Consider the following 16942-nt stretch of genomic DNA (forward strand, 5'->3'; position numbering starts at 1 on the left):
TCCCGCGCAAGATCCATGCCGCGAGGAAAAGCCTACTTCGGACGCGGCCGTTTCAACGCATCGCCTACCTCAGGCAACTTACCGTTGCGCCGCAGCACGACGGCCTGCGCCACGGCCGCTGCCACGTTCTCGACTTCGCGCTGCACATGGGTATCCGCATCCAGCGTGCGATGCGAGGTGGCATACGGTTCGTAATAGCCGATATAGCGGTCGAGTTGCGACGGCGCTCCGGCCTCGATCAGTCCCATCCATTGCAACCAGTCACCAAGCGAACGGCGCACGCCTTCGATGCCCGCCACATCTCCATGCACGACGAGCCCGAATACGCGGCCATCGAGATGCTTGGGATAGTCCCATCCATCGAGTTCGAGTTGCTTCGCTTCCGCAACAGTCTTGCCATGCGTGCTGCTGGGGTCCGGATTCCCGCCATCGGCACAGACCAGCCGATCCATCATCAACTTGAGCGGACTCGTAGCCTGATACCAGTACGTGGGCGTCACGATCATCACGCCATGCGCAGCCACCCAGCGCGGATAGATCTCGTTCATCCAGTCGTTGACCTGTCCCAGCGAATGGTTCGGATAGCAACTGCACGGCCAGTGGCAGAGGGGCATGGCCGTGGACACGCACCCCTTGCACGGGTGAATGTTCAAGTCCGGCTCCGAGGTCAGACGGCTGAGGTCGAGCGTATCGACCTGCATGCCCAGACCCTCCATGCGTGTGAGCGCCAGTTGGGCCATGCGCCACGACTTCGACATTTCTCCAGGACACGTGAAGTCGTTGCGCGACGCCGCCACGATCAGCAACACGCGCGATGGTGCCTTGGCATCATCGTGTTCGCGCTGCGCGCGCTCGATGGCATTGCGTGTGTCGATCCATTCCACCGCAATCTCGTAGGCAGGATCGGCAGCACCCGCCCCTGCCCGGGTCGTCATCGGCGCCTTGCGGCTATCGCAGTAGGCCTGCCATGCGATCTCTTCCAGCCGATCGATGGCAGCATCTTCGGTGCGAAAAGCAGGATCGCCGAAGCGTGCGCGGAACCGCTTGCGAAAGACTTCGCGCGAGCACTTCTCGGTCACCTGTCCCTTGCGGATGTCGTGCGCTGCCGCAGCGACTTGTGGTTTCGTGGGTGTCATGTCATGAGGCGGCGTAAGAATTACCACCCGACCTTGCGCTGCGTTGTAGAAGCACCGACGCCAACCGGTATGGAGCCGGGTCGTCGACACGCCATTTCCATGGATGCAACGTTACGCGCAAGTTGCTTGCCAGCCCTGGGCACAGCCGGGCATGCCGGTTGCACGACAGCGGTTTCCCCCACCACTATCAGCAAGGAGTGCTTCCATGCAACCGATGACATCAGACCAGGGCGCCGGCATCGTCGGCACCGGCATAGGTGACGGCCCCGGCCCCGAGGTAATGGCCGCGTCAAGCCTCGACAGCACGAAAGTCTATTCGTCCGACGACGAACATGTTGGTGAAATCAAGGAGATCATGATCGACGTGCAGGCCGGCCGCGTGGCCTACGCCGTACTGACGACAGGCGGATTCCTGGGTATCGGCGACACGTTGCACGCCATCCCGTGGAGCGCGCTGGTCATGGATACCGACGCCAAATGCTTTCGCATCGGCCTGACCGCCGACCGCATCAAGGACGCGCCGGGATTCAACAAGGACAGTTGGCCATCGATGGCCGATCCGCAGTGGGGGGCTGCGGTGTACAAGTACTACGAGAGGGACCCGTATTGGACGGGGGCGGTTTTATGAGATGCCCCTCTTCCGTGTCCTGCTCCCCTCTCCCATGAAATGGGAGAGGGGTTGGGGGTGAGGGCATGACGTTGACATTGCGACGTGTCGGTGATTGCACCGCTGGCCCTCACCCCCAGCCCCTCTCCCGCAAGGCGGGAGAGGGGAGAAAAAAAACGCATGGCAGCGATACGGTCAGCCCTTCAAAAACCCCACCACCGCCTCGTTAAACCCATCCACCTGCTGCAGATTCGACAAATGTGCCGCGTACAACTCCACGTACTTCGCACCCGGAATCGTCTCGGCCAGGAACCGTCCATCCGCCGGAGGCGTGGGAATGTCGCCCGAACCTGCGATCACCAGCGTCGGCGCGGTGATGCTTGCAATCTCGCCACGCAGATCCGAATCCCGCACCGCGCGGCAGTTCGCTGCATAGCCCTTTGCGTCGGTCGCGCTCAACATGCCGCGCAACTGCGCAACCAGTTCAGGCTGTTCCGCCGCAAAATCCGGTGTGAGCCATTTGTCGACCACGGCGGCGGCAATCGAACCCACGCCATCGCGTTCTACTGCAGCGGCGCGATTCGTCCAGTTCTCGGGCGGGCCGATGTAAGCAGCGGTATTGCAGAGGATCAGCTTCTCAATCCGGTCAGCGTGATTCACGCCAAGCCACATACCCGTGATGCCACCCATCGACAGCCCACAGAAGTTCACGCGTTTCAGACCGAGATGGTCGATGAGTGCAATCACGTCGCCACCAAGCTGCGCGATGGTGTACGGCCCTTCGGTCACTGACGACTTGCCGTGGCCCCGCGTGTCGTAGCGCAGTACGCGGAAGTGCTTCGACAGTTCGGCGATCTGCGGCTGCCACATCTCGAAGCTGGTACCCAGCGAGTTCGACATCACCAGCACCGGCAGGCTTTCATCGCCATCGATCTGGTAGTGAAGCTTGACGTCTGCAAGTTCGGCAAATGGCATGGCGTGTCTCCAATCAGTTCTGCGCAATGGCCGAGCCGTGCTGCGCCAGCGCGGTGACCTTCATTTCCATATACGGATACAGCGGCAGCCCGGTCAGGATCGTGTGCAGTTCATCGGCGTCCTTCACGTCGAAGATGCTGACGTTGGCATACAGCCCTGCCACGCGCCACAGGTGGCGCCACTTGCCATCGCGCTGCAGTTGCTGCGAGTACGCCTTCTCGTCGGCCTTGATCTTGTCGGCCACTTGCGGATCGAGCGATTGGGGGATACGGACAGTCATTTCGACCATGAACAGCATGGCGGTCTCCTTGTGAATGGTGGGATTCGATTCGATTGCGTCAGACCGTGGCAACCGGCGTCACGGGCGATCCCATGGCGCCGGGCAGCCGCAGCGGCGGCGCCGACAGGAAGAAGTGGTGGCGACCCTCGGCATGCAGCCACGCCGCCAGGTCATGCAAATGCCAGAGTTCGCCGAGCGGCAGGCCGAGCTTGAACAGGCAGTGGTGGTGCAGCGGCAGCATCGCCACCGGGCCGCTATCGGCGGGCACTGCGCGTGCGGGATAGCGTTCGACGGCGTAGTTGTCCGCCGCGATGGCCGCGATGCCGCTATCGGTGATCCACTGCAGCAGCCGCTCGTCACGTCCGTCGAGCGCGCAGCAACTGTTGTGCAGCAGCGCTACGTCGGGCTGGCCCGCCATCTCCACGAGCATCTCGGCAAACCCGGTGCGCAGCACGAGGATGTCGCCCGGTTCCACCTTCACGCCGTCGGCATCGATTACCCGCATCAGGTCGTCGAAACCAACCGTGCGGCATTCCCGGCCATAGTGCCGCGCCAGATCCACCAGCACGCCGCGCGCCTGGATACCATGCTGGGCGAAGGTCTCGATGCCGAGCGCCTCGGCATGGCTGTGGTCGTGCCCGCACGGATGCGCCGCGAAATGATCCGCTTCCGCATAGTCCACGGGGCCTACCACGTCGGTGTTGGGACGGAAACCGTTGTAGTAGACACGCTCCGCCACGCCATCGCCATCCGCATCGAACAGTGCGCCGACGTGGGCGAGCGAATCCCACTGCGTCGAGTACTGCATCGAGAGCAGCACCTGGTCGTCGCTCAGCACATCCAGTGCGCGCGGATCGACCTTGGCCAGGGGAAAGTTCACGTAGGCCACATCGTCGCGGAACGTGGGCCGCAGCACCGGCGGATGCCTACGCGGGTTGAGCACGTTGCCACCGGGCAGATCCAGCGGCAGTGACAGGCAAAACGTGCGGCCAGTGCGGATTTCCTGCGCGGCCGCGCGCACGCGTTCGGCAGTGATCAGGTTCAGCCGGCCGAGTTGGTCGTCATCGCCGAAGTCGCCCCAGTTGGCGCCTTCGGGCCGTTGCTTCCATCGCTTCATGAGTGGGGCTACCTTCAGATGTGGCGCACGCCGTCCAGGTAAGCCTTGCGCCAGCGCACGATGTTCACGTCGCGGAACAGTCCAACCTTGAAGAACGGATCGGCTTCGATGAACGCCTGCGCGGCCTCGCGCGTGTCCACATCGACGATGTAGAGTCCGCCGCCGCCATCGCCGCCGTCATCGCTGAGCTTGGCACCGCATGCCAGCAGCAGCGCCTTGTTCTCTTCCAGGAATTCCAGGTGCGCGGGCCGGTTGGCCTGGCGCACGTGCTGGTGGTCGGGCTTGTCGAAGGTTTCGATCATGTACGGCATGCGATGTCTCCAGTCGGTTCAACGGTGGGTACGGCGGGTGTGGTCAGTGCGTCATGATGCCCCAGGCCAGCAGCGACACGATGTAGATCGCGCCCACCCAGAACATCATGATCACGGTGTAGCCCATCACGTCCTTGAGCTTGAGCTTCGAGAGCGCCAGCGCCGGCAGGATCCAGAACGGCTGCACCAGGTCATTCCACGCATTGCCGAGCATCACCGACATCGACGTCTGCGCCACCGAGCTGCCGATGGCCTTTGCCGCATCGATCATGAACGGACCCTGGATCACCCAGTGGCCGCCACCCGAAGGCGCGAAGAAGTTGATCACGAAGCTGCTCAGCAGACCCCAGAACGGCAGCGTCTGCGGCGTGGCGATTTCGACGAACGCGCGCGAGATGGTATCCACCAGCCCCGAGCCCGCCATGACCGCCATGATGCCTGCGTAGAACGGATACTGCAGGATGATGCCCGAAATCGTCTTGATACCTTCGTTCAGGCGCGCCACGTAATTGGCCGGCGTGCCCAGCAGCAGCACCCCGATGAACAGGATCAGGAAGTTGATCAGGTTCAGGTCCAGCGTACCGCCCTGCACAAAGTACAGCACGGCATAGGCCATGCCGCACAGGCCAATCACCAGGCTCAGCAGACGGCTGTTGTTCATGCGCGTGGCCAGCGTGTTCTCGATGCCCATGCTGTGACCGCCACCGGAAGCGCCTTCCGACGCCATGTTTTCTTCGCGGATCTCGACCACGTCCTTGGCATCGCGCGGATGCAGCATGGCGTTGAGCAGCGGCAGCGTGATGATCACGGCCAGGCTCGTCAGCAGCATCGGCACGGAGAAGATGGTGTCCTTCAGCGCGATGACACCCATCAGCTTTTCCATCGGATGCCCCGGCGTGGAGATCAGCACCGGGATGCTGGCCGACAGGCCCAGCCCGTACATCGTGAAGCCGCTATAGGCCGAAGCGATGATCAGCGGGTAGTGCACGCCCTTGACCTTGACCGCCAGCTTGCGCGCGATGATGCCGCCCACCACCAGACCGAAACCCCAGTTCAGGTAGCTGCCGATACCGCCCACCAGCGTGGCGACGATGATCGCGCCGCGCGGCGTGGCCACGCGCGCCACGATGCTGTTGAGGAAGCGGTCCACCAGCGGCGCGGTGGCCAGCACGTAGCCCATGGCCAGGATCACGGCCATCTGCGTGGTGAACGAGAGCAGGTTCCAGAACCCCTTGCCCCAATTGAGAATCACGGCGCTGGGGCCCTGCCCCTCTACGAGCATCGCCATCAGCATGCTGAGCAGCGTGAGGCCAATGGCGAATACAAACGGGTCCGGCAAATACCGGCGCATCAGTTCCGTAAAGAACCCGGCGACCTTGTTCAAGGCTTGTCTCCTGAAATCCGAAATGACCGCATATCGAACCAGCGTTCTATATGCGAACGTCTTCTACGTAAGCCGGCAGCGTATGACGCCGTCAGACGCAATGTCAAGGCAATGAAAGGATCGATTCAGACCGGGATGCGCAATGGTTCGATGTTGCGGCGCAGCGCAAAGATTACAGGGCCGTCATCTTCCAGGGCGTGCCGCAGCGCGGGCGGCTGGGAGATTTTGCAACGCACAAAACTGCGCGGGATACGCCGAAAATGTCGTCCGGTATCCGCACACTATGCGTGCCGTTGAAAGGTTGCCGCAGGAGTAGTATCGCGGCGTTGGCGTCTCTCGATGCCAGGCCACCCATTGGAAGGAGCTGTGATGACACGCGTGCGCGTTGAGGGATTCACCATTTCGCTCGACGGCTATGGAGCAGGTCCGGACCAGGATATCGACAATCCGCTCGGCATTTGCGGGACCGATCTGCACCAGTGGCTGATCCCCACCCGCACGTTCCAGCAAACCCTGTTCGGCAAGGATGGTGGCACCACCGGCATTGACGATGATTTCGCCGCGCGGGGTTTCAGAAATGTCGGCGCCTGGATTCTCGGGCGGAACATGTTCGGACCCATCCGTGGCGAGTGGCCGGACATGAACTGGCATGGCTGGTGGGGAGATCGTCCCCCGTATCAGGTGCCGGTCTTCATCCTGACGCACCATGCGCGACCTTCCATCGACATGGAGGGCGGCACCACGTTCCACTTCGTGACCGGCGGCATTCACGAGGCACTGGACCGGGCACGCGATGCGGCTGCGGGGAAGGACGTAAGAATCGGCGGCGGGGCGGCCACCATTCGGCAGTACCTGCGCGAAGGACTCATCGATGAGTTGCACATTGCCATCTCGCTAGTGCTACTCGGTCGGGGGGAATCACTGTTCAAGGACCTCGACTTGCGGTCCCTGGGTTATGAATGCGTGGAATCTGTCGCGTCGGAGAAGGCGACGCATGTGGTACTGAGGCGCGGGGCCATGTAGGCAGTTAACGCCCACGGTCGGAGACCTGTCGCAGCAATCCAGTCACTCGACTTCGCCCTTCCGCAATTGTTCGAGCGAACGCGCAAGATGCTCGGCATTGGCCGGTGAGTTGAGCAAATAGATGGTCTCCGCCCAACTGGTGTATTGCTCTTCGGACATGACTACAGCATTGGGAGCCCCCCACCGGGTTATAAGAACCGCCTCCTAATTTTCGACCATCTGGTCGATCACAGCCTCAAGGCTGTTACACGCATCAGAGTAATGAATAGTACGCATGGTAGAACCCGAGAATTCGTTCCACCAGTTGTACAACGGCAGCAATTTATAACGCCATCCCAAAATCTTTAACTTGCCCACGTTGCAATGCAGCACAAATAATGAATCGTTTGTGCCGCTTCTGACGCGCGCACTTTGCCGCACTCTCCTGGAGACGTGACCCATGGGCCTGCCCGGCATCGTCATTGCCCTTGGGGCGATGATCTGGATGGCATTTCGTGGCTGGAGCATCCTGCTGATTGCCCCGGCGGCGGCGCTTCTGGCGGCGGCCACGGCGGGCCAGCCGCTGCTCGCCAACTGGACGCAGGTTTTCATGGGCAGCGCGGCCGGCTTCGTCGCGCAGTTTTTCCCGCTGTTCCTGCTGGGGGCGCTGTTCGGCAAGCTGATGGATGACAGCGGTTCCGTCACCGCGATTGCCGACTGGATGACGCGCACGCTTGGCCCCCGCCGCGCGATGCTGGCCGTGGTGCTGGCCGGTGCGCTGCTGACCTACGGCGGTGTCAGCCTGTTCGTGGCGTTCTTCGTGCTCGCGCCGATGGCCCATGCGCTGTTCCGCGCCGCCGATATCCCCCATCGCCTGATGCCGGCGGCCATCGTGCTGGGTACGTCGACCTTTACGATGTCCGCGCTGCCGGGCACACCGGCCATCCAGAATGCGATCCCGATGCCGTTCTTCAGCACCACGCCCTTTGCGGCGCCTGGGCTCGGCATTGTGGCCAGCGCCATCATGCTGGCCTTCGGCATGTGGTGGCTCACGCGCTGCGAGGGCGCCGCGCGGCGTGCCGGTGAAGGCTATGGCGTGGGCACCGCGGATGCCCATGTGGACGAGGTAGCCGAGCGGCCCCTGATCCGTGAACGCGCCAGTACCGCGCGGGAATTCGATCCGGCCGAAACGTTGCACGGCCAACGCAGCATCGAAGCACCCCGCATTGTGGTGGCGCTGCTGCCACTGGCCGTGGTCATCGGCGTGAACCTTGTCATGAGTCTGGTGGTATTGCCGCGAATCGACGCGGCCTATCTAGGGCTGCCTGAGTGGGGCGCCACAAGTCTGCAGGCCGTGGGCGGCGTGTGGTCGGTCATCGTCGCGCTGACCGCCGCCATCGTCTGTCTGGCGCTGCTGAACCTGCGCCGGCTGCCAGCACTGCGCGACTCCATGGGCGCGGGCGTACACGCTGCCGCACTGCCCGTGCTCAGCGTAGCCAGTCTGGTGGGATTCGGTTCGGTGGTGGCGGCCCTGCCCGGCTTCGCGCTGGTGCGCGACTGGGTGCTGTCGATCGAGGGCGGGCCGCTGGTCTCGCTGGCCGTGGCGACCAACGTGCTCTCGGCGCTGACGGGCTCGGCATCGGGCGGCCTCACCATCGCGCTCGACGCACTCGGCGGCACCTACCTGACCCGCGCGCTGGAAATCGGACTCGATCCCGCCGTGCTGCACCGGGTTGCCGTGATGAGCGCCGGCACGCTCGACACGCTGCCGCACAACGGCGCGGTGGTCACGCTGCTGGCCGTCTGCGGCGCTACACATCGCCAAAGCTACGGCGGCATCGTGGTCGTCGGCATCATCGGACCGCTGCTGGCGCTGGCGGCCGTTATCGCGCTCGGCACGCTGGCGGGGTCGTTCTAACTCCGCCAGCGTATCGGACGATGGACCTTACGCCGACTGCACGCGATAGCGCTCCAGCCAGTGCGCGTACGGCGCAGGCAGCACCCACGACGGACGCTCCAGGCCCAGCTTCATCGCGGTCTGGTACGGCCAGTGCGGGTTCGCCAGCATGGCGCGACCCACCATCACCAGATCCATCTGACCGTCTTCGACCACGCGATTGGCCGCCACGGGATCATCGATGCCCCACGACGATGCCACCGGCAGGCCGGCTTCGCGACGCACGCGCTCGGACACCGGCGCCAGGAACGCCGACCCCCAGGGAATCTGCGCGTTCGGCGTAGAGAAGCCGACGCTGACATTGAGCATGTCGAGACCGCCCTCGCGCATCGCACGGGTCAGCTCGATGGCTTCGGCCAGCGTCTCTTCGTCACGGCCGTCGTACTCGATCACGCCGAAGCGCGCCGTCAGCGGCAGGTTGGCGGGCCACACTTCGCGCACGGCGGCCAGCGTTTCCAGCAGGAAGCGGCCACGGTTGGCAGCGTTGCCGCCATAGCCATCGGTCCGCGTATTGCCATGGACCGAGAAGAAGCTCTGCGCCAGATAGCCGTGCGCAAAATGCAGTTCGAGCCATTGGAAACCGGCATCACGGGCGCGGATTGCCGCAGCCACGAAATCGGCCTGTACGCGGTCGATGTCGGCCTGCGTCATCGCCTTGGGCATCTTGTTCAGGTTGGCACCGAACGGCACGGCCGACGGGGAAATCGTTTCCCAGCCGCGCGGATCATCCTCGGCAATATGGTCGTCGCCTTCCCACGGACGGTTGGCGCTGGCCTTGCGGCCCGCATGGGCGATCTGGATGCCGGGCACGGCACCGCCAGCCTTGATGGCTTCCGCGATGCGCGCCATGCCCACCGCCTGCTCGTCATTCCACAGGCCCGTGTCTCCCGGGGAAATGCGGCCCTCGGGGGAAACCGCCGTCGCCTCGACGATCACCAGCCCCGCACCCCCACGCGCCAGACCAGCGTAGTGGGAAAGATGCCAGTCCGTGGTGAAACCATCGACTGCGCTGTACTGGCACATCGGCGGCACGGCAATGCGGTTGCGCAGCGTGACATCCTTCAGCGTGAACGGAGTGAAAAGTGCAGGCGTAGTCATGATTGAAATCGGTTTCTGTTGCGATGCAGCGAATATAGTGGCGCGCGCCTATAATGAAAACCGCTTTCACGTTATCCCCTCGATAAGACTTTGTTATGTTGAATCCCCAATGGCTGCGGTCCTTCGCCATGCTGTCGCAATCCGGCAGTTTTACCGGCGCCGCGGACGAACTCGGATTGACCCAGGCCGCCGTCAGCCAGCACATCCGGCATCTGGAGGATGCGCTCGGTCCGCTGCTGATCCGTCGCCCCCGCGCGCTGGAACTCACGCCTGCGGGCAAGGCATTGCTCGAGTACTGTGCCGAGATGGAACGAGCCAACGAGCGCCTGCACGCCCGGCTGGCCGATGACGGCGAAGTCGGCACCGTCGGCCTGATCACGCCCGGCAGCATCGGCCTGTTTCTCTACCCCCGACTGCTTGACCTCCAGGGCCAACACCCGGGACTGGTAATCCGCCACCGCTTCGCACCCGATGCCGAAGTGCTCGAAGCCGTGCTGAACAACCGCTTCGAGATTGGCCTGGTCATGCTCAAGCCCGACGATTCCCGCCTGACCGCCACCGCGTTCAGCGAGGAGCCGCTCGAACTCGTCTATCCGGCCGGCGAAAAGGTAGGCAGTTGGGAAGATCTGGCGCGAATGGGCTTCATGGATCATCCCGACGGCAAGGCCATGGCCAGCCGCCTGCTGAGCCGCCACTTCCCCGGCAACCCCGGCGTGCAGACGCTGCCGTGCCGGGGTTTCAGCAACCAGGTAGGCCTGATGCTCGAACCCGTGGCGCGCGGCTTCGGCTTCACCGTCATCCCGCGCTACGCGCGGCAGGCATTCGCGGATCAGAAAGCCATCGAAGTGGTGCAATGCGAAGTGCCCGTGGTGGACACGCTCTGGCTGATCCACCGCGCCGAATGGCCGCTGTCACCGCGTGCGGCGCGGGTGGTGGAGTATTTGAGGCGGCAGGTGAAGGCGGTTTGAGGGGGCGTTGCAGGAATCGCCAAGACACCCGCACCTCGCCCCGGTAGCCTTCCGCTCCAACCTCCACCAGTCCGCCCAAGATTCGCCGCCCCATGTCCCGCCCCCTCCCCGCCTGGCTGCCCGTCGTAGCCTTTGTTCTGATCTGGTCCACTGGCTTCATCGTCGGCAAGGCCGTCGTGCCCGTGGCCGATACCAGCTTGTTCCTGCTGGCCCGCTTCGCGCTGGCAGCGCTGCTGTTCACTGCCACTGCGCTGGCGGCGAAGGTGGCGTGGCCGCCGCTGGCACAGGTGCCGAGGCATCTGCTGGCGGGGGCGCTCATGCAGGGCATTTACCTCTGCGCGGGATATGGCGCCGTGGCGCACGGGTTGTCGCCGTCGATCATGGCACTGCTGGGGGCGCTGCAGCCGCTGCTGACCGCGCTGTTCGCCATTCCGTTGCTGGGCGAGCGGCCTTCGGCACGTACCTGGCGCGGACTCGCGCTGGGCGCGCTGGGGGTGGGTCTGGTAGTCTTGCCCGCAATGCAGACCGGCGCGCCGCACGCGGTGTCGCCATGGATCATGTTGATCGGGCTGCTGGCGATACTCTCCATCACGATGGGCACCCTGCTCCAGAAGACCTCGATTGCGCGCGCGGATATCCGCGCCAGTTCGGCCTGGCAAAACGCCGGGGCGATGCTGGTGGCTGCTGTGGTCGTGGGTGCCACGTCGGTGACATCGGAAACGTCCGGCGCGCTGCGCTGGACGCCAGGCCCGACGCTGTGGATCAGCCTGGCCTGGGCCGCGCTGGTGCTCTCTGGGCTCGGCACCTGGCTGCTGCTCGGGCTGGTCCGGCGCGGACAAGCAGCGAACGCCGCCGCGCTGATGTTCCTCGCCCCGCCGCTTGCCGCCATACAGGCCGCGCTGCTATTTGGCGACCGGCTCGGTCCGGTGCAGTGGCTCGGCATGGCCGTGGCCGGCATCGGCGTGTGGCTGTGCCAGACTCGCGGCAACGCGCGCCATGCCGAAGCTCGTTGAACACGCCTCGCCGCTGGTCGAGCCGCGCCGCTATCCGCGCCAGCCGTTCGGTCACGCGCACGACTATCATCAGTTGCTGTTCGGCGTGGATGGCCAGATCGAACTCGAAATCGAAGGCCATGCCTACCGCGTGGATGCGGAAGTGGGACTCGTCATTCCGGCTGGCGCCCATCACCTCTGCGCCGGATTGACGGACAACCTGCAACTGGTGGCCGACTTCCCTGCGAGTTCGGTGGCCTTGCCCGCACGGCTGATGGCGCGGCCACGTACGTTCTCCATGGACGGCAACTTCGCGACGCGCGTCCGGGCGCTGGCCACGGCACGGGACGCAGATCGCGGCACTAACGTATCGAACCAGCACGCGTGGCAGCAGGCCACAGGACTGGCCAACGGCCTGTCCGCGATGCTCGGATTGCGCGATGCACCTGTTGACGCGGCACGCTTTCCCGTCACCGACATCGACCGCTATCTGCGGGCACACCTCGACTCGCCGCTACGCGTGGATGCCCTCGCCGCGCATGTGGGATGGGGCGCACGCCGTTTCCACACGCTGTTCTGCGAAGCCTTCGGCGACACACCCCACGGCTACCAGACCCGCCTACGTCTCGATCAGGCCGTGCAGTGGCTCATGGCCGGCACGATGCCGCTGGCCGATATCGCGCATGGCGTGGGCTACCCCGATCAAACCACATTTACGCGAGCCTTCGCGCGCCGCTTCGGCATGCCTCCCGGCGCCTGGCGTACGGCGGCCCGCTGACTGCAATATTTACAAAGGCAAGTAAGCAGCACACAGGGCAAACCACTTGCGGGACGGTCTGACGCGGCCAGGCGCCTCGGTACGAAAATTGCGCGGCGTACCCTTCGCCATGTCAAACACTGCCGACGCCCCCCTGCTTCGCCCTGGTCACAATTGCTGGCGCGTGGAGCCCTGCCACCGCTTCGCGATGCTGGTCGACGGCGACGCCTATTTCAGCGCGCTGCGCGAGGCCCTCACGCGCGCCGAGCACACGGTCTACATCCTCGGATGGGATATCGACAGCCGCATGCGGCTGCTGCCCGATGCCCCCAACGACGGCCTGCCGGCTGAATTGCGCGACTTCCTGAATGCGCTGTGCCGACGCCGCCGCAAACTGCGCGTATACGTGCTGAGTTGGGATTTCGCGATGGTGTTCGCGCTGGAGCGGGAGTTCCTGCCTTCGGCCCGTCAACACTGGCAGACCCACCGGCGCCTGTCCTTTCACCTCGACGGGAATCACCCGGCTGGCGCGTCGCATCATCAGAAGGTAGTGGTCATCGACAATCAACTGGCGTTCTGCGGCGGGCTCGACCTGACGATCCGGCGATGGGATTCGCATCACCATCTGGCCAACGAGCCGCGCCGCGTGGACCCCGAGGGCAAGCCGTATCCGCCGTTCCATGACGTGCAGTGCGTGGTCGATGGTGCCGCCGCCGCCGCGCTGGGCGATCTGGCCGCCGACCGATGGTTCTGCGCCACGGGCCGCCATCCGCGCACACCGAAGGCCAGCCAGATGCAGGGCGCCGACCGATGGCCGCAGCAAGTCATCCCCGATGTCACGGACCTGCGCGTGGGCATCAGCCGCACCTTCCCGCAACGCGACGACGCACCCGGCATCAACGAGATCCGCGCGCTCTACGTGGATGCCATCGCTGCCGCGCGCGAAAACATCTACCTTGAAAACCAGTACTTCAGTTCGGGCCTGATCGCCGAGGCATTCGAGACACGGCTGCGCGAACCGGATGGCCCCGACATCGCGCTGGTATCGCGCCGCACCGAAAGCGGCTGGCTGGAAGAAGCGAGCATGGGCGTGCTGCGTGCCCGGCTCTGCCGCGAGTTGCGCGACGCCGACCCCGAGGGCCGTTTCCAGCTGTACTGTCCGCACGTGCCGGACCTTGGCGACGCCTGCATGAACGTGCACAGCAAGGTGATGGCCGTGGACGACCATCTGCTGACTATCGGTTCCGCCAACCTGAGCAACCGCTCGTTCGGGCTCGACACCGAATGCAACGTGACCATCGAAGCCAACGGCGACGCGCGCATCGCGGCTGCCATCCGCTCGATGCGCGACCGCCTGCTCTGCGAACACCTCGCCGTCACCACGGAAGAACTGACGCAGGCGCTGGAGGGCAAACCACGTCTGAACCAGGCGCTGGCAATGCTGCACCGTCCTGAAGGCCGCACGTTGCAGCCCTTCACGCCCACGGTGCCGGAAGACGTCGACGCGGCCGTGCCCGATGCCGCGCTGCTCGACCCCATCGAGCCGATCGACACGGACCAGATCATGGCCGAGTTCGTGAGCAACGAGGTACGCCCGCAGGTGGCAAACCGTGTGGCGGTGCTGATGGCACTGGTGCTGGTGGTGGCTGGCGTGGCCTTCGCGTGGCGCTATACGCCACTGCGCGAATGGGCCGATTTCCGCTACGTGCTGGGCGTTGTGCAGGACATCGGCCGGATGCCGCTGGCCCCGCTGGCGATGGTGGCGATCTTCGTAGTGGGCGGGCTCATGATGATGCCGGTCACGGTGCTGATCGTGGTCACCATTGTCGTATTCGGGCCGCTGTATGGAGGCGCGGTGGCGCTGGCCGGCACCGTGATGAGCGCAGCCGCCACCTGCACGGCGGGACGGCTGCTTGGCCGGAATGCCGTGCAACGCTTCGGTGGCCAGCGGCTTAACCGCATCAGCCAGCAGGTGAGCCAGCACGGCCTGCTGGCGATGGTGGTGCTGCGGCTTGTGCCCGTGGCGCCGTTCACGCTGGTGAACCTTGTGGTGGGTGCCTCGCGCATCCGGCTGCGGGATTGCCTGCTCGGCACGGCCATTGGCATCACGCCGGGCATCGTGCTATCGGCATCGCTGGTGAATCGCATTGCGGCGGCGGCGCGCGATCCGAATGTCATGACCTTCGCCTTGCTGGCGCTGGTCCTGCTGATCCCGGCAGCCATCTGGTGGGGTCTGCGACGGCGGCGCCAGCGACGCAACCATCCGCCGATGGGCGGAATGCACGCCACGGGAGCCGCGCGGTGAACGCACCCCATGTGCCAAACGGCGCGCTGCATGCCGATATCGCCGTGGCGAGCTACAACATCCATGGCGGCGTCGGCACCGATGGGCACTTCGTGCCAAACCGCATCTGCGACGTGCTATGCGAACTGCGCGCCGACCTCATCGCGCTACAGGAGGTAGAGACGCGCGGCACCGGCTTCGACATGCTGCAGTTCCTCTCGCAACGTACCGGCCTGCATGCGATTCCCGGCCCGACACTCGTGCGCGACGATGGCGACTACGGCAACGCATTGCTCACGCGCTATCGGCCCCTGAGCGTGCGCCACATCGACCTCAGTGTGCGGCGGCGCGAGCCGCGCGGCGCCATCGACGCCCAGCTTGAATGCAATGCGATCGAATCGGGCACCTTTGCACTGCGCGTGATTGCCACGCACCTGGGGCTGCTGCCGAGCGAGCGGCGCTGGCAGGTGCGACGTCTGCTCACCGCGCTGGCCGAGGCGCCGGAGCAACCGACGATCCTGCTTGGCGATGTCAACGAGTGGTTCCTGTGGGGCCGTCCGTTGCGCTGGCTGCATGCCTATTTCGAGCGCACGCCGCATGTGTCCACATTCCCGTCACGCTGGCCGTTCCTGGCACTCGACCGCATCTGGACCTCGCCGCGCGCGCACCTGCTGGCGGTGGCCAGCCACCGTAGCGCGATGGCGAAACTGGCATCGGACCACCTGCCATTGCGCGCGCGGATGCGGCTGACTTCCGATCCATTGCATGCCTGAAGCACGGAACATGGCGCGGTGCGTCGCTGCTGCGTCGCAATACGCATCGCCCGCGCGCTGGCATCCACCTTGGCCCATACGGAATGCGGCGCAGCGGCAATACGGGTATTTCGCTAGGCGGATGCGCTAGATCGGGGCATCTTGGGTGCCTATACTGACTTCGCGCACCGTGCATCCCGTCGAGCGTGTACGTGTGCGTCCAATAACAAGGGACAGGCCAATGGCGTCCACGGGAGGACGCCGCACCATGGCTCGACAGCGCCTGCCCGTAAACAGGAAAGTGGAGATGGGCATGCCCAGCGAACAGTTCCTCGCCATCCAGGAAACCCGCCGCTCGGGGCTACGTGCCTTGCGCGCGGCGCTGCTCGAGGTGCACAAGGAAGTCATTGGCTACGATCGCGGCCAGTACGAACGGCTGCATGGTCCGATTCCCGCAGGCCAGTTTGTTCAGCTCATCACGGAGGAAGCATTTTTCCGCTGGCTCGATCCGCTGTCACGGCTGATCGTCGAGATCGACGAGGAACTCGATGGCGATGAACACCATGATGAGACCTGCCGCGCCGTGGCGGGCGCCACGCAGAAGATGTTCAGCGAACGCGGGGACGAAGCGTTTCGCAAGCGCTATCAGGAAGCCCTGCAGGATGAGGCGTCAGTCACCGTGGCGCATGGCCGGCTGATGTCCGTCATCGGCCAGCTGCGGCAATTGCCGTGACGCCTGTGTAGTGCCGGGCGGCTAGCGCCGACCCCGGCCGCCGCCACGGGAGCCTCCGTACCCGCCGCGATACCCTCCGACATATCCGCCGCGATACCCACCGTGGTAGCCGCCGCGATAGCCCCCGCCATATCCACCGTGGTATCCACCGCGATAACCGTAGTAGCCGCGATACCCATAGCCCCGGTAGCCGTAGTAGCCCCGATATCCGCAGCAACCGCTGCCGATCCATACACTGCCGTAGATGGGCGCGCCGTAATAGGCGTAGGGATAGCCGTACGGGTAGCCGCCATAGTAGTAGCTCGACGACCCCGCATATCCCCCATACCCGGTGTATCCCGAAGATCCCGAAGATCCCGAATATCCCGCGTAACCCGAATAGCTGCCATAGCCATATCCGGGGGCCACGTCGTAACCAGGGTAGGCCACGCATCCCGCCAGCAGGGCGGCGAGCGAAAACACTAGGCCCTTTCCGATCCCCGGCATCCTTCCTCGCATGCCTCGCATGTCCCGCTCCCCTCGTTGGCGGACCACACACGTGGCGCTCCGCAAACGTTAGACAGGTATCTGCGAAAGAAGTCCTCATTTA

The 16942-nt window shown here is 64.6% G+C and carries 18 protein-coding genes; 9 read left to right on the forward strand and 9 right to left on the reverse strand.

Translation table 11 applies throughout. The features are described 5' to 3' along the window. Nucleotides 1-32 precede the first annotated feature (32 nt). Nucleotides 33-1136, reverse strand: a complete 1104-nt coding sequence (locus GA566_RS20825; RefSeq protein ID WP_160473909.1) for a flavodoxin family protein — start codon at nt 1134-1136, stop codon at nt 33-35. 205 nt (nt 1137-1341) lie between these two features. Here GA566_RS20825 and GA566_RS20830 point away from each other — a divergent pair, with 205 nt between their 5' ends. Beyond that, nucleotides 1342-1764 carry a PRC-barrel domain-containing protein gene (locus tag GA566_RS20830; protein ID WP_137927444.1) on the forward strand — a complete coding sequence of 141 codons (423 nt, stop codon included), beginning with the start codon at nt 1342-1344 and terminating at the stop codon, nt 1762-1764. A 174-nt stretch (nt 1765-1938) separates the two neighbouring features. Here GA566_RS20830 and pcaD read toward each other — a convergent pair whose 3' ends face one another. The 5 genes from pcaD to GA566_RS20855 are packed head-to-tail and all read right to left on the reverse strand — an operon-like array spanning nt 1939 to nt 5810. Next, complete coding sequence (pcaD, locus tag GA566_RS20835) at nt 1939-2718, reverse strand: 3-oxoadipate enol-lactonase (RefSeq protein ID WP_160473910.1); 780 nt, start codon at nt 2716-2718, stop codon at nt 1939-1941. A gap of 13 nt (nt 2719-2731) precedes the next feature. Further along, on the reverse strand, nt 2732-3016 hold the full coding sequence (gene catC, locus GA566_RS20840; RefSeq protein WP_137927442.1) for a muconolactone Delta-isomerase: 285 nt from the start codon (nt 3014-3016) through the stop codon (nt 2732-2734). Nucleotides 3017-3056: 40 nt separating this feature from the next. Next, nucleotides 3057-4115 carry a cyclase family protein gene (locus tag GA566_RS20845; protein ID WP_160473911.1) on the reverse strand — a complete coding sequence of 353 codons (1059 nt, stop codon included), beginning with the start codon at nt 4113-4115 and terminating at the stop codon, nt 3057-3059. A gap of 14 nt (nt 4116-4129) precedes the next feature. Continuing rightward, nucleotides 4130-4426, reverse strand: coding sequence for a YciI family protein (locus tag GA566_RS20850; protein WP_160473912.1), 297 nt, complete (start codon nt 4424-4426; stop codon nt 4130-4132). A 43-nt stretch (nt 4427-4469) separates the two neighbouring features. Continuing rightward, entirely contained in the window at nt 4470-5810 is a 1341-nt protein-coding gene (locus GA566_RS20855) for a short-chain fatty acid transporter (protein ID WP_160473913.1), read from the reverse strand. A gap of 369 nt (nt 5811-6179) precedes the next feature. On the opposite strand from GA566_RS20855, the gene GA566_RS20860 reads away from it, so the two are divergent. Continuing rightward, complete coding sequence (locus GA566_RS20860; RefSeq protein WP_160473914.1) at nt 6180-6833, forward strand: dihydrofolate reductase family protein; 654 nt, start codon at nt 6180-6182, stop codon at nt 6831-6833. A gap of 42 nt (nt 6834-6875) precedes the next feature. On the opposite strand, the gene GA566_RS33705 is transcribed toward GA566_RS20860, so the two are convergent. Next, a complete protein-coding gene (locus GA566_RS33705; protein WP_370459365.1) occupies nt 6876-7025 on the reverse strand; it encodes a type II toxin-antitoxin system Phd/YefM family antitoxin in 150 nt (49 codons plus the stop codon). A 247-nt stretch (nt 7026-7272) separates the two neighbouring features. On the opposite strand from GA566_RS33705, the gene GA566_RS20870 reads away from it, so the two are divergent. Then, nucleotides 7273-8730: a GntP family permease gene (locus tag GA566_RS20870; RefSeq protein ID WP_160473915.1), complete on the forward strand. Its 1458-nt coding sequence runs from the start codon at nt 7273-7275 to the stop codon at nt 8728-8730. Nucleotides 8731-8757: 27 nt separating this feature from the next. On the opposite strand, the gene GA566_RS20875 is transcribed toward GA566_RS20870, so the two are convergent. Then, entirely contained in the window at nt 8758-9867 is a 1110-nt protein-coding gene (locus GA566_RS20875; RefSeq protein ID WP_160473916.1) for an NADH:flavin oxidoreductase/NADH oxidase, read from the reverse strand. Between the two features lie 95 nt (nt 9868-9962). On the opposite strand from GA566_RS20875, the gene GA566_RS20880 reads away from it, so the two are divergent. The 6 genes from GA566_RS20880 (at nt 9963) to GA566_RS20905 (ending at nt 16353) form a co-directional block, all read left to right on the forward strand. After that, entirely contained in the window at nt 9963-10835 is an 873-nt protein-coding gene (locus tag GA566_RS20880) for a LysR family transcriptional regulator (RefSeq protein WP_160473917.1), read from the forward strand. A gap of 92 nt (nt 10836-10927) precedes the next feature. Next, complete coding sequence (locus GA566_RS20885) at nt 10928-11848, forward strand: DMT family transporter (RefSeq protein WP_160473918.1); 921 nt, start codon at nt 10928-10930, stop codon at nt 11846-11848. Continuing rightward, nucleotides 11832-12605 (forward strand): AraC family transcriptional regulator, encoded by a 774-nt coding sequence (locus GA566_RS20890; RefSeq protein WP_160473919.1) that lies wholly within the window; start codon nt 11832-11834, stop codon nt 12603-12605. The genes GA566_RS20885 and GA566_RS20890 overlap by 17 nt, the downstream gene beginning before the upstream one ends. A gap of 109 nt (nt 12606-12714) precedes the next feature. After that, nucleotides 12715-14889: a VTT domain-containing protein gene (locus GA566_RS20895; RefSeq protein ID WP_160473920.1), complete on the forward strand. Its 2175-nt coding sequence runs from the start codon at nt 12715-12717 to the stop codon at nt 14887-14889. Then, nucleotides 14886-15641: an endonuclease/exonuclease/phosphatase family protein gene (locus GA566_RS20900; RefSeq protein ID WP_249359119.1), complete on the forward strand. Its 756-nt coding sequence runs from the start codon at nt 14886-14888 to the stop codon at nt 15639-15641. The genes GA566_RS20895 and GA566_RS20900 overlap by 4 nt, the downstream gene beginning before the upstream one ends. Nucleotides 15642-15927: 286 nt before the next feature. Then, on the forward strand, nt 15928-16353 hold the full coding sequence (locus GA566_RS20905; protein WP_137923675.1) for a hypothetical protein: 426 nt from the start codon (nt 15928-15930) through the stop codon (nt 16351-16353). Between the two features lie 21 nt (nt 16354-16374). Here GA566_RS20905 and GA566_RS20910 read toward each other — a convergent pair whose 3' ends face one another. Then, on the reverse strand, nt 16375-16839 hold the full coding sequence (locus GA566_RS20910; RefSeq protein WP_160473922.1) for a hypothetical protein: 465 nt from the start codon (nt 16837-16839) through the stop codon (nt 16375-16377). Nucleotides 16840-16942: the final 103 nt, after the last annotated feature.

This window comes from Cupriavidus sp. SW-Y-13 (genome assembly GCF_009793345.1).
Taxonomy (GTDB): Bacteria; Pseudomonadota; Gammaproteobacteria; order Burkholderiales; family Burkholderiaceae; genus Cupriavidus.